Source organism: Bartonella sp. AP65SXKL (assembly GCF_042195725.1).
Classification (GTDB): Bacteria; Pseudomonadota; Alphaproteobacteria; order Rhizobiales; family Rhizobiaceae; genus Bartonella.
The window spans coordinates 1-13,168 of record NZ_JBHIOW010000001.1 but is presented as its reverse complement, the minus strand read 5'-3'; the positions used below and the strand labels follow the sequence as shown (position 1 = coordinate 13,168).

Here is a 13,168-nt window from a genome sequence, read left to right as displayed (position 1 = left end):
TGCACAATATAAAAGGTGGTAGTGAACGGTATTTGATAGGTGTTTCTAATAATATCATTATAATGCTTGATTTATGTATGAGTAATTACCACTTCATGTACAGTGAAGAGCTGAGATTTTCTAAAGGTGGGCTAATTGTTGTAGATAGCTCATAGGCTCCAGAAAGGAGAGTTATGCAATATATTGATGAAAAGACAGATGAAGTAAGAGATGGGGTTTATGCTGTTTTACCTCTTCGTGATATTGTTGTCTTCCCCCATATGATTGTTCCACTTTTTGTGGGCCGCGAAAAATCAATTCGTGCTCTTGAAGAAACGATGGCGGTTGATAAGCAAATACTATTGGTGACACAAAAAAATGCTTCTGATGACGATCCAAAATCAGAGGATATTTATCATATTGGTACATTTGCTAATATTCTTCAACTTTTAAAGCTTCCTGATGGTACTGTAAAGGTTTTGGTTGAAGGAACTGCACGTGCAAAAATTAGTCAATTTGCTTTAAGTGAAGGTTATCATCAGGCTTTTGCAACTGTTACAGAAGAACCTAGAGAGAGTGATGTTGAGATTGAAGCTCTTTCAAGGTCAGTGATTACTTATTTTGAAAACTATGTAAAGCTTAATAAAAAAATCTCTCCTGAAGTTGTGAATGCGATTGGCCAGCTTGATAATCCTTCTAAGCTTGCCGATACGATTGCTTCTCATTTGATGATTAAACTGGCAGAAAAACAGGAAATATTAGAGCTCTTACCTGTGCGGGCCCGTCTTGAACGTGTTTTGTCCTTCATGGAAGGAGAAATTTCTGTTTTGCAGGTTGAAAAACGTATTCGTTCGCATGTTAAACGGCAAATGGAAAAAAACCAACGAGAATATTATCTCAATGAGCAGATGAAGGCTATTCAAAAAGAGTTAGGAGCAGGTGATGATAGCCGAGATGAACTCTCTGAATTAGAAGAACGTATCAAAAATACAAAACTATCCAAGGAAGCGCAGGAAAAAGCTGGAGCAGAATTGAGAAAATTACGGAATATGTCTCCGATGTCTGCAGAAGCGACAGTTGTACGTAACTATCTTGATTGGTTATTAGCAATGCCTTGGGGTAAAAAATCTAAGATTAAAAACAATTTAGATTTTGCTGAAAAGGTCATGAATAATGAACATTTTGGTCTTGAAAAAGTTAAGGAGCGAATTATTGAATATTTGGCCGTACAAAGTCGCGCGTCAAAGATAAAAGGTCCCATTATTTGTTTATTAGGTCCTCCAGGTGTAGGGAAAACATCATTAGCGCGCTCTATTGCAAAGGCAACGGGACGTGAGTATGTTCGTATCTCATTGGGAGGTGTCCGAGATGAAGCAGAAATTCGTGGACATCGCCGAACATATATTGGATCGATGCCTGGAAAAATTATCCAGTCTATGAAAAAAGCAAAAAAATCTAATCCGCTTTTCTTGCTTGATGAAATTGATAAAATGGGCCAAGATTTTCGTGGCGATCCTTCATCCGCTTTATTAGAAGTTCTTGATCCTGAACAAAATGGTACATTCATTGATCACTATTTGGAAGTTGAATATGATCTTTCTGATGTCATGTTTATCACAACTGCCAATACGCTTAATATTCCAGGTCCGTTAATGGATCGTATGGAAATTATTCGTATCGCTGGTTATACTGAATGTGAGAAAATGGAAATTGTTAAACAGCATCTTTTACCAAAGGCACTAAAAGATCACTGTTTGTCTAAAAAAGAACTCAGTATTTCTGATGGAGCACTAAGGTCAATTATTCAGTTTTATACACGTGAGGCAGGCGTTCGTAACCTTGAACGTGAACTCATGAAAATTTCCCGCAAATCCGTTACAAAAATTCTCAAAACACATCAAAAATCTGTAAAAGTTACAGAAAGTAATATTCATGATTTCTTGGGTGTTAAACGTTATCATTACAATCAGATTGAAGGAGAAAATCAAGTTGGTGTTGTAACAGGTCTTGCGTGGACAGAAGTCGGTGGAGAGTTATTGACTATTGAAGGAGTTATGATGCCCGGCAAAGGGAAGATGACTGTAACTGGAAATTTACGTGATATTATGAAAGAGTCCATTTCAGCGGCAGCATCTTATGTACGTTCTCGTGCTGTTGATTTTGGTATTGAACCTCCACTTTTTGAAAAACGCGATATCCATGTTCATGTTCCAGAGGGTGCGACACCAAAAGATGGCCCATCGGCTGGGATTGCAATGGTGACAGCAATTGTTTCGGTCCTTACAGGAGTAGCTGTGCATAAAGATATTGCAATGACTGGTGAAATTACTTTACGTGGACGCGTTTTACCCATTGGTGGATTAAAAGAAAAACTCTTAGCAGCTCTTCGAGGAGGGATAAAAAAAGTACTTATTCCTGAAGAAAATGCAAAAGATTTGGTTGATATTCCTGATGATGTCAAAAATAATATGGAAATTATTCCGGTAAATCATGTGAGTGAAGTTTTGAAACACGCTTTGGTTCGTTTTCCAGACACTATTGAATGGAAAGAACCCTCTACAGGGGCTGTGCCAATCCGGTCAGAGAGCAGTGATAGTGAAGGGATACAGATTGCGCACTGATTCACTTATCTCATTTATAACGGCATTTTTTAGGTGGTAGAAGGTGTTGTTGAGGTTATTATTCTGTTTTTTGTTGGAAAAAGTGAAAAATTCCGTGAATAACTGTGATTATTGCTAAAAAAACAATGTTTTGGATAAAAATAAGACTTCTGTTTGCTGTACTTTTCAATAAACTGACCAATAACATGATTAAGTCATGTTCAGGTAATATAGGGAAAGGAAATATTTTATGAATAAAAGTGAATTCGTTAGCTCCGTTGCTGAAAAGGCAGGTGTTTCGAAAGCGCAAGCTGGTGCTGTTGTTGATGCTTTTATGGCTTCTGTAACAGAAGCTTTGGCTTCAGGGGGAGATGTTCGTCTTCCAGGTTTTGGCACTTTTGAAGTTTCTCATCGTGCTGCAACAAAGGGGCGTAATCCTTCAACTGGTGCTGAAATCGATATTCCAGCACGTTCTGTACCCAAATTTTCTGCAGGAAAAAGCCTTAAAGAAGCAGTTAATAAAAAATAATTTAAGCTACATTAAAAAAACCCGATTTATTTATAAACGGGTTTTTTTAACACATGTGTTATGCTTGTTTTTCACATAAAACTTTGAGATCCTTGCGATATTTTTTATTTTCATGTATTGCTGAAATATATTGTTTTTAGTCTTTTCAATGAAATATTGTACTGTATTAATTGAGCGCGGGTATGGCTTATAAAATGTAATATTAACTTTTATTACGCTGAAGTGTTACGGTATTTATTTCAAAACAAGATCCGTAAATAATATGAAGCGGAAAACTCTGTAAAGTCCATAAAAGTTATTATATATCACCATTTACGCTTAATAAAAGTGCATGTTGGTGCCACCTTGCTATCTATTTTCTCAGTTCCTATAATGTTGCGACTAGCCCCAGATATCTGAGACGAGTGCATAAGGGATAGTTTTATTCTTTTACTCTTATACGCCAACCTTTCTTGTGACGCACCAAGAGGATAATTTTATTGATTTATTATAAGATCCTGAAATAAAAAAAATCTTTTGATATTCAGATTTGGTTTTTAATATTGGGATTTTTCTTGGCATTTGAGAGGGGAGAGATAGCTCCAGCTCTATCCTACAAATATTTTTTCCATATCTTTATTTCACTTGTGATATGCAAGCGAGTATTTTTCCTTCATCATACAAGAGTTAAAATGAGAGAACATCACAAATTTTGAGGGAGGAAGTTAAAAAACAGAAAAATTACTCTTATAAAATAATATACATTACGTAATATAAAAAATATTAATAAAGATAGTACAGTATTACTTGTGTATCTCCATTTATTTATTTTGATTATTCATAATATGTTTATATAATTATTTTGTTTTTAGTCATTAAATCATATTAAATTATTGATAGCGGTAAAGTTTTTTTATAGCCAAAAGTTATTTTACAGCATCTACATAATTGAATAAATGATGAAACGTAGGGTAGTATTTATTGATTGGGGGAGACAGTCTTTAAAAGGCTTTAGAATGATTTTTTCACGAGAGTTATAAAGATCTATTCAGTAGGAGAGAGGCGAATCGTGTGTTTTTTATAAACAGGAGCTCTTTGATTCTTTATTTGCTAACCACTGAGTACAATCATTGAGAGCTCTCGCTGTTATGGCTTGTTTTTTTACTAATTTTTTTTCTTTACTTGGTAAGCGTTTTCCTGAATGTTTAATAGAAGCAATAGGCGGAAAGAGTCCGAAATTGATATTCATTGGCTGAAAAGATTGTGTTTCTGCTTTTTCATCTATGATGTGTCCCCCTGTAATATGATTCAAAAGGGCTCCGAATGCTGTAGTTTGTGGGGGTAGGCAAGGGGAAATATGATGATATTCGGCAGCAGCAAAACGTCCAGCAAGAAGCCCTATTGCCGCTGATTCTACATAACCTTCACATCCGGTAATTTGCCCTGCAAAGCGTAGTTGTTTTTTTTGTTTTAAACGAAGGGTTTGATCAAGAATAATTGGCGAGTTGAGGTAGGTATTGCGGTGAAGACCACCAAGACGCGCAAACTCTGCTTTTTCAAGACCGGGAATCATTCTAAAAATGCGAATTTGTTCACCATATTTCAATTTTGTCTGAAAGCCGACCATATTATAAAGCGTTCCAAGTTTATTATCTTGGCGTAATTGAACGACAGCATAGGGTTTAACTGTAGGGTTATGGGCATTAGTTAAGCCCATAGGTTTCATAGGACCATGTCTTAACGTTTCAAGTCCGCGCTCAGCCATAATTTCAATGGGGAGGCATCCATCAAAATAGGGCGTTTTTTCAAAGTCACGAAACTCTGTTTTTTCAGCATTTTTTAACGCTTCAACGAATGTTTCATATTGTTCTTTGTTGAGGGGACAATTAAGATAATCTTTTCCTGTTCCCTCAGGACCAATTTTATCATAGCGAGACTGATACCAACAAATGTTGATATCAATACTGTCGGTATGGATAATAGGTGCAATTGCATCAAAAAAAGAAAGAGCTTTTATACCGGTTATTGCTTGTAATTTTTGAGCAAGTGCAGGCGATGTAAGGGGGCCTGTTGCAATGACAACATGTTTCCAAGCTTTAGGAATTTCTTGAACTTCTTCACGTTTGATTGTTATAAGAGGGTGGTTTTCAAGTGCTGTCGTAACGGTTTTTGAAAATCGATCACGGTCAACAGCAAGAGCACTACCTGCGGGAACTTTGTTGGCATCAGCAGCTTTCATAATTAACGATTTTGCTAATCGCATTTCAGCATGTAAAAGTCCTACGGCATTTGTTAATGAATCATCGCAACGAAACGAATTTGAACAAACCAGTTCTGCCAATTTATCGGTTTTATGGGCATCTGATTTTTTTTCGGGTCGCATTTCATGCAAAACAACAGAAATTCCTGACTGAGCGATTTGCCAGCTTGCTTCACACCCCGCAAGACCGCCACCGATGATATGAATTGGGATATCAAATGTCTTTAACATAATTGACTTTTAGCGTAAGCAGTTATGTATGAAAAGCATAGATTTTGTTTTTTTTAATATATTTGTTTGCTTTTTTTCTGTAATTAATGGTATAGAAACGCCGCTTGTATAAGGTTATTAGCTTGTAAGTTTGAGCGGATGTGGCGAAATTGGTAGACGCACCAGATTTAGGTTCTGGCGGGAGACCGTGGGGGTTCGAGTCCCTCCATCCGCACCAAAGCAATCCCTTAAGTGCTACGGATTTCTACGTGTCTGAAATTCCGCTTCATGGTAAATGTAACACTCGAAGTGTTAGAATGTAATGATTATTAGAGTGGGTTGATCCCTCTCCTTAGAAAAATGAAGGTGTTTAATGCAGGTTACCGAGACGCTTAATGAAGGACTGAAGCGCGAAATTAAGATCGTGGTTCCAGCGAAAGATTTAGAAGAAAAGTTGAATGAACGATTGGATGATACCAAGGGAAAAATCAAGCTTAATGGTTTTCGTCCCGGTAAAGTGCCTAGTGGGCATTTGCGAAAAATGTATGGTAAATCCTTTATGGCGGAGATTCTCAATGAGATACTCAGTGATGCACCCCGTTCTATTTTAGCGGACCGCAATGAACGTGCAGCGATGCAGCCAAAAATTGATATAGATGAAGATGAAAAAATTCTAGATGGCAAAGCTGATTTTACTTTTAGTTTAAAGTATGAAGTTTTACCAAAAATTGACATTAAAGATTTTGAACATATTAAGGTTATCCGTGAAATTGCAATTATTCCTGAACAGGATATTGATGATCAAGTCAATCGCGTCCTTTCTTCTACGCGTAATTATTCTCTAAAAGAGGGGAATTCTGAAGAAGGTGATCGCATTACCATAGATTATCAAGGTAAGCTTGAAGGCGTTCCATTTGAAGGTGGGGCAGATAGTGATGCACAACTGATTCTTGGGGCAAAACAATTTATTCCTGGTTTTGAAGAGCAATTGGTTGGTGTGAAAGCTGGGGATGTAAAAACGATTTTTGTTAAATTTCCTGATAATTACAGTGCGGCACATTTGGCGGGACGGGAAGCAGAGTTTGACATTACTGTCAAAGCTGTCTTTAAACCAGATGAATTAAAAATTGATGATGAAGCAGCGCAAAAAGTTGGTTTAGAGTCTCTAGATCGCTTACGTGAGGTCGTTCGTGGGCAGATTGAAAGCCAATATGGTTCAGTGACACGTCAAAAAGTTAAGCGTCAAATTCTTGATGCTTTAGATGCTGATTATAATTTTGAGATTCCTGAAGAACTTTTAGAGGTTGAGTTTAACAATATATGGGCTCAGGTTAATGATGATTTGAAAAAGGCTGGGCGCAGTTTTGAAGATGAAGGTATTACAGAAGAAAAGGCACGGGAGGAATATCGTGTCCTTGCGCAGCGTCGTGTTCGTCTTGGTTTGGTGCTTTCTGAAATTGGAATGAAGGTTGGTGTTAAAGTTAGTGAGGATGAGCTAAAAGCAGCAGTTTTTGATCAGGTTCGCCAGTATCCTGGACAAGAGAAAGAGATTATGGATTTTTTCCGTAAGACTCCGGAAGCTGTTGAAAATCTACGTGCTCCGATTTTTGAAGAAAAGGTCATTGATCATTTATTAGCACAGATAAAAGTCACAGATAAAGAAGTGACGGTTGAAGAGTTGATGAAAGAATATGACGAATCAGATATCCCTGAAGAAAAGCCGGCAAAGAAAAAGTCTGCAGTGAAAGAAACGTCTACAGAGAAAAAACCAGCTAAGAAAAAGGCTCCTAAAAAAGCTTAATATTTATGCAAACAGAACAAGCCCGATAGAAACGGGCTTGTGTTGTAAGATTTATGTCCTGGGGTTACACTGAGAGAATGGTTTTAGATAAGCCATGAGTAAATTTTAAAATATTGGTAGTGGATTGGCAATGAGCATCATTGATACGCGTACTCCTGATTCTAAGCGTTTTATTTCTGGAGTTACAGGTGATTGGGAAGTCATCATTGGCATGGAAGTTCATGCGCAAATCATATCAAATTCAAAACTTTTTTCAGGAGCATCAACAAAATTTGGTGCAGAGCCGAACAGTCATGTATCACTTATTGATGCAGCCATGCCAGGTATGTTACCTGTTCTTAATCAAGAATGTGTTCGTCAAGCGGTTCGAACGGGGTTAGGATTAAAGGCGCATATTAATTTAAGATCTGTTTTTGATCGCAAAAACTATTTTTATCCAGATTTACCGCAGGGGTATCAGATTTCTCAATTTCGCTATCCGATTGTGGGAGAGGGAAAGATTATTATATCTGTTGGTCCAGATTCGAATGGCCAATTTGAGGATATTGAAGTGGGAATTGAGAGGTTGCATCTTGAACAGGATGCTGGAAAATCGATGCACGATCAACATCCAACGATGTCTTTTGTAGATCTTAATCGTTCTGGTGTTGCTCTTATGGAAATTGTTTCCAAGCCTGATATGCGCTCATCAGATGAAGCCAAAGCCTATATGACAAAATTGCGTACGATTGTTCGTTATTTGGGCACTTGCGATGGCAATATGGATGAAGGTTCTATGCGTGCAGATGTCAATGTATCTGTTCGTCGTCCTGGTGAAAATTTTGGAACGCGCTGTGAAATTAAAAATGTGAATTCTATTCGCTTTATTGGTCAAGCAATTGAATATGAAGCGCGTCGTCAGATCGCAATTTTAGAAGATGGAGGCGTCATAGATCAAGAGACTCGGCTTTTTGATGCCGCTAAAGGTGAAACGCGCTCTATGCGCTCAAAGGAAGAAGCGCATGACTATCGTTATTTTCCTGATCCTGATCTTTTACCGTTAGAATTTGATCAAGCATTTGTGGATGCTTTGGCAGCAGACTTACCAGAGTTGCCTGACGCTATAAAAGCACGTTTTGTTAAGGAAATGGGATTGACAGTGTATGATGCTTCCATTCTTGTGACAGAAAAGGCTATTGCTGATTATTTTGAAGAGGTAGCGCGTGGGCGTGATGGAAAAATAGTTGCCAATTGGGTGATTAACGACCTTTTAGGGGCTTTAAATAAAGATAATCGTGAGATTGAAGAGTCACCAGTATCGCCAAATCAATTGGGAAGCATTATTGATCTTATAAAAGAAGGAGTTATTTCTGGAAAAATTGCCAAAGATCTTTTTGAGATTATTTGGAATGAGGGGGGAGATGCACGCCAAATTGTAGAAGAACGAAATATGAAGCAGGTAACGGATACAAAGGCTATTGAAAGAGCTGTTGATGAGATCGTTGCCAATAATTCTGATAAAGTTGCGCAAGCAAAGCACAAACCTGCTTTAGCTGGTTGGTTTGTTGGACAGGTAATGAAAGTAACAGGTGGTAAGGCAAATCCCCAAGCTGTTAATGAATTGGTTAAGATGAAACTTGGCATAGATTAAATTTTATGGGGTGGAGAAGAAGCCATACATATGATATCTTCTTGAAATTAAAGGATAGCACGTTAACCTATCAATTGGAATTGTAGTTGAATTTACTAGTAACTTTTTCGATAATTTCAATCGTTAATAATTTTATTCCAACGATTAATTTCATGAACGCACTAAATGAATGGAATAGCAGATGGCTCGTTTTTTTAAGCAAATCTTCACATGGTGGAATGGCAATACCATTGGTACGCGTTTTTTCACATGGCGCAAAGGTAAGCGGATAGGGGAAGATCAATTTGGAAATATATATTATGAAGGAGGACTTCATAAGGATGGTTATCCGCACCGTTGGGTTATCTATAAAGACTATTCTGAGGCCTCTACTATTCCACCAGGTTGGCATGGCTGGATTCATCATCGCTGTGAGTGTCCACCAACACAAGAGGATTATCATCCTTATGAATGGGAAAAGCCTCATGTTGCCAATATGACAGGAACAAATGAGAACTATCGACCAAAGGGGGCTATCACCTCCAATGGAGAGCGTTCTTGTGTGCATGAAGATTATGATGCGTGGTCACCTAAAAAATAACATGTTTTAATGTGCGTGTGTATTTTTGTCTTATTTGACTCTATGTTATGAAAAGAATTATTTTTTAAGGTGCGATTGATTTTGATATGATGAGATTTTTTTTATTGTTAGGGGCGAGGCATTTTTTTTATATTTTTTTTATGGAAATTTTAGTGTTTTTATCCTTAAATAATGGGGTGCGGGCTGAGCGTATTAGCAATGGAATTGCTGTTTTTGCAGGTCTTGACAAAATCACGGGACGGACAACACGTTTTGAAGTTACTCTTGGTAAAATTTATCAGTACGGCGCATTACAGGTAACACCACGTGCGTGTTATACGAGCTCTAAAGATGAACCCACGCGTACAACTGGTTTTGTTGAAGTCAATGAAGTAACATTAGATAAAAAAGTACGGCGTATTTTTACAGGATGGATGTTTGCAGATAGTCCTGGTTTGAACGCTGTTGAGCATCCTATTTATGATGTGTGGTTAAAGGATTGCAAGCAGAATGCTCAAGATCTTCCTCTTCAATAATTAGTGTGTTATCTATTTATAATACATTGATTTATAATGGTCCTTTATCATTTTACAACTTAATAGCAAATTCCTATGATTACCTCATTTAATTTTTTTATATTGAATAATCCAAACTATTCTCTTGCGCGTTACAAGTGGCGGATGTGTCAATAACACTGTCTAAAAAAGGAATAAAAAATTCCGTCATGAACTGTTTAAATTCAAAGATGCATCATTAGAATCAACATATTTTTTAAGTGTTTCATAAGAGACAGTTCTTGAATTATATCTGTTAAAGGTTGAAATGAAAGGCTTGTTTATATTTGTTAAAGAGATGAACTGACGCTTTTGCATGTATGAGGGAAACAGATTATCAAGTAAGTAATTTATCATGAAACACTAATTATTATATCTAGAGAACGCTGTATTGGTATTTTTTCTCATAGAGATGTCGTTTTTCGTTCAAAGCGTAGAAGCAATGCAGGCCATATTAATGGAAAAATTGAGATTTAAGATTCTTTAAAGTTTATCAATCGAAGTATAGCTTGGTTAAAAAATGCAATAATCAATATATTTCTAGTAAGAAAATAATGTTTATATATTTTTATTATACACCACCTCATAAGTGAGTTTGTCTATTCGTAAGTTCTTGTATATTGCATGGTAACTTCACATTTAAGTAAGTAGGATACCACTAAGTTTGTAAATCATATTCTTGATATCCATGCTTTTTAAAATCTTTTGTATAAAATACACGTGTTTTCATATAGAGCTATTGAAAATTTAAAAAGGGGTTTCGAAGAGGCGTTGAGAAGATTCTGCATCACTGGGAATGGTATATTTATTTTGTATAAAGTATAACCCATTTTCTAAAAAATACGAGATTTTATACAATGAAAGTTTCTAGTCACCAACATAATGATGTTTCCCGATTGCCAAAACAACCTAAAGAACCCTTATTGAATGTTCCATTTATTATAGTTGTTTTGATAGCATTTTGTTTTTGTCTTTATTGCATTTCTCAGTATTTTTTTTCTCATCAGGTTTATGTTGAAAGCCTTGAGCTTTTTTCATTTATACCAGCATTGTTTAAGAGGGATCCTGTAGCATTTTGTTATACCATGGTGAGTTATTCATTTATGCATAGTAGTTTTAAACATGTTGCTCTTAATATGGTTTGGCTTTTGGTTTTCGGCTCTCCTTTAGCAAGGCATTTTGGTGTTTTACGTTTTTTAATTTTTTGGGTGTTAACGGCAGTTATTTCTGTTTTGACTTATTTTACATTTCATCAAGAAAGTACCATATCACTTATTGGGGCGTCAGGTGCCGTATCTGGAATGATGGGTGCTATTGCACGTTATGGTTTTCCTAGTGGTAATCTAGCTGTCAATGCGCAGAACGAAAAACTTTTAGGACCTTTATTATCTGTCAAAAAAGCTCTGTGTTCTAAGGGGGTTCTTGTTTATATGAGTGTATGGCTGACGACTGATTTGATCATAGGTATTTCTTCTATTTTGTTTGAAGAAAATGGCATCTCAATAGCATGGGAAGCTCATATTGGCGGGTTTTTTGCGGGTTTTTTGTTGGTTGGTTTTTTTGATGTTTCACAAAAAATTAAAAACTAGAATCTAAGATATTGATGTGCCACATAAAGAGCTATTGTTGCTGCATTTGAAACATTTAATGATTTAATATTTCCAGGCATGTCAAGGCGTGTTAAAGCGCAAACGGTTTCGCGTGTTTTTTTACGTAAACCTTTACCTTCTGCTCCTAAAACAAGAGCAATTTTATTCCCTGTTAATGCTGTTTCTAGAGGTTGGTCACCTTCTGAATCGAGACCAAAGCTTGTAAAACCTGTTTGATGAAGTTCTTGAAGAGCTTCAGCAAGGTTTCGTACGGTAATATAATGAATCATTTCCAGAGCTCCAGATGCCGCTTTCGCAAGAACACCGCTTTCGTGGGGAGAGTGACGGCAAGTTGTAATAAGTGCTTTAGCTTTCAATGCAACTGCAGAGCGCATAATAGCGCCAACATTATGTGGATCGGTAATTTGATCCATGACAATGACCAGATCAGTATTGGTTAGTTCCGACAGTTTGCATGGTTTGAGGGGGAGAGTTTCCAAAACAATACCTTGATGAACAGCCTCACTTCCAACAAGCGAATCAAGATATTTGGGGGTGCATAATGTAACAGAGCAAGGATAATCTGATTCGGATATATTTAATCGTTTTAAGGCATTTTGTGTAACGTAAAGACATTTTAAAATTCTTTTTGGGTTTTCTAAAGCAGCCTGAACAGAATGAATGCCATAAAGATGGATGATCTCTTGCTGTAAAGAAGCAGCTTTCTTCTTTGGGTGTGTAAAAGATCGAGAAGGAGAGCCTTTTGTATCGCGATATCGGCGACGCAAACGAGCATAATGAGAATTTTGTGATGTTTTTTCTTTCATAGCTTCTTTATAACGTGTTAATAAGAAAAATAGAGAGAAAAAATCTATGATTTAAAATTATGAGCAGGAAATTTGTACAGAATTGTATTTATTCTGTTGACAGATACAATAGTAATCGTCATAACCACTTCGCAATCAGATTGAATTGAATGGGTATTCAAGATGGTTGTCGTGATGTCTCATTGCGCGACTTTATCGGTGTAATGGAGGGGTGCCCGAGTGGTTAAAGGGGGCGGACTGTAAATCCGTTGCGTATGCTACGTTGGTTCGAATCCAACCCCCTCCACCATTCATCGAAGGAGAGTTAGTACGTGGGTCATGCGGGTATAGCTCAATGGTAGAGCAGCAGCCTTCCAAGCTGAATATGCGGGTTCGATTCCCGCTACCCGCTCCAAATGGTTGTTGATGATTGGGCAAATAGGTATGATGGAGGATATTCCATTTATAGATTTGGTGGGGTTTTCCGTCTAAGAGTTGTGGTGATTGGGCTGTTTACAGTCTGGTCAGACTTAAGTTTTGCAGAACTGTCCCTAGGTGCTAATAAAAATAGGGAATAAAACAAGAGATTAATAGCAATGGCGAAGAGCAAGTTTGAACGAACAAAACCGCATGTTAATATTGGTACGATTGGTCACGTTGATCATGGGAAGA

The 13,168-nt window shown here is 37.1% G+C and carries 9 protein-coding genes, 3 tRNA genes and 1 pseudogene; 11 read left to right on the top strand and 2 right to left on the bottom strand.

Going from position 1 to position 13,168, the window contains the following annotated elements:
* Positions 1-173: 173 nt before the first annotated feature.
* Positions 174-2,600 carry an endopeptidase La gene (lon, locus tag ACFIMP_RS00065; RefSeq protein WP_375612894.1) on the top strand — a complete coding sequence of 809 codons (2,427 nt, stop codon included), beginning with the start codon at positions 174-176 and terminating at the stop codon, positions 2,598-2,600.
* A gap of 229 nt (positions 2,601-2,829) precedes the next feature.
* The gene (locus ACFIMP_RS00060; RefSeq protein ID WP_375611283.1) at positions 2,830-3,108 is read left to right on the top strand and encodes an HU family DNA-binding protein; all 279 of its coding nucleotides are present in this window, start codon (positions 2,830-2,832) and stop codon (positions 3,106-3,108) included.
* A 1,057-nt stretch (positions 3,109-4,165) separates the two neighbouring features.
* Here ACFIMP_RS00060 and trmFO read toward each other — a convergent pair.
* Positions 4,166-5,578 (bottom strand): methylenetetrahydrofolate--tRNA-(uracil(54)-C(5))-methyltransferase (FADH(2)-oxidizing) TrmFO, encoded by a 1,413-nt coding sequence (trmFO, locus tag ACFIMP_RS00055; RefSeq protein ID WP_375685877.1) that lies wholly within the window; start codon positions 5,576-5,578, stop codon positions 4,166-4,168.
* A 134-nt stretch (positions 5,579-5,712) separates the two neighbouring features.
* Between trmFO and ACFIMP_RS00050 the strand changes: the two genes are divergently transcribed.
* From ACFIMP_RS00050 to ACFIMP_RS00025, 6 genes are all read left to right on the top strand, one after another.
* Positions 5,713-5,795 (top strand) — tRNA-Leu (locus tag ACFIMP_RS00050).
* Positions 5,796-5,930: 135 nt separating this feature from the next.
* Positions 5,931-7,358 (top strand): trigger factor, encoded by a 1,428-nt coding sequence (tig, locus tag ACFIMP_RS00045; protein ID WP_375612892.1) that lies wholly within the window; start codon positions 5,931-5,933, stop codon positions 7,356-7,358.
* 130 nt (positions 7,359-7,488) lie between these two features.
* Positions 7,489-8,988, top strand: coding sequence for an Asp-tRNA(Asn)/Glu-tRNA(Gln) amidotransferase subunit GatB (gene gatB / locus ACFIMP_RS00040; RefSeq protein ID WP_375611286.1), 1,500 nt, complete (start codon positions 7,489-7,491; stop codon positions 8,986-8,988).
* Between the two features lie 181 nt (positions 8,989-9,169).
* Positions 9,170-9,568 carry an NADH:ubiquinone oxidoreductase subunit NDUFA12 gene (locus ACFIMP_RS00035; protein ID WP_375671999.1) on the top strand — a complete coding sequence of 133 codons (399 nt, stop codon included), beginning with the start codon at positions 9,170-9,172 and terminating at the stop codon, positions 9,566-9,568.
* Positions 9,569-9,657: 89 nt separating this feature from the next.
* Entirely contained in the window at positions 9,658-10,083 is a 426-nt protein-coding gene (locus tag ACFIMP_RS00030) for a DUF2155 domain-containing protein (protein ID WP_375685916.1), read from the top strand.
* 875 nt (positions 10,084-10,958) lie between these two features.
* Positions 10,959-11,690 carry a rhomboid family intramembrane serine protease gene (locus ACFIMP_RS00025; protein ID WP_375612890.1) on the top strand — a complete coding sequence of 244 codons (732 nt, stop codon included), beginning with the start codon at positions 10,959-10,961 and terminating at the stop codon, positions 11,688-11,690.
* Here ACFIMP_RS00025 and ACFIMP_RS00020 read toward each other — a convergent pair.
* On the bottom strand, positions 11,687-12,517 hold the full coding sequence (locus ACFIMP_RS00020; protein WP_375612889.1) for a TrmH family RNA methyltransferase: 831 nt from the start codon (positions 12,515-12,517) through the stop codon (positions 11,687-11,689). The two genes, ACFIMP_RS00025 and ACFIMP_RS00020, sit on opposite strands and share 4 nt — an antisense overlap.
* Positions 12,518-12,722: 205 nt before the next feature.
* Here ACFIMP_RS00020 and ACFIMP_RS00015 point away from each other — a divergent pair.
* The 3 genes and pseudogenes from ACFIMP_RS00015 to ACFIMP_RS00005 form a co-directional block, all read left to right on the top strand.
* Positions 12,723-12,806, top strand: a tRNA-Tyr gene (locus ACFIMP_RS00015).
* A 31-nt stretch (positions 12,807-12,837) separates the two neighbouring features.
* Positions 12,838-12,911, top strand: a tRNA-Gly gene (locus ACFIMP_RS00010).
* A gap of 181 nt (positions 12,912-13,092) precedes the next feature.
* Positions 13,093-13,168 (top strand): annotated as a pseudogene (locus ACFIMP_RS00005) (GTP-binding protein); the annotation flags it as partial.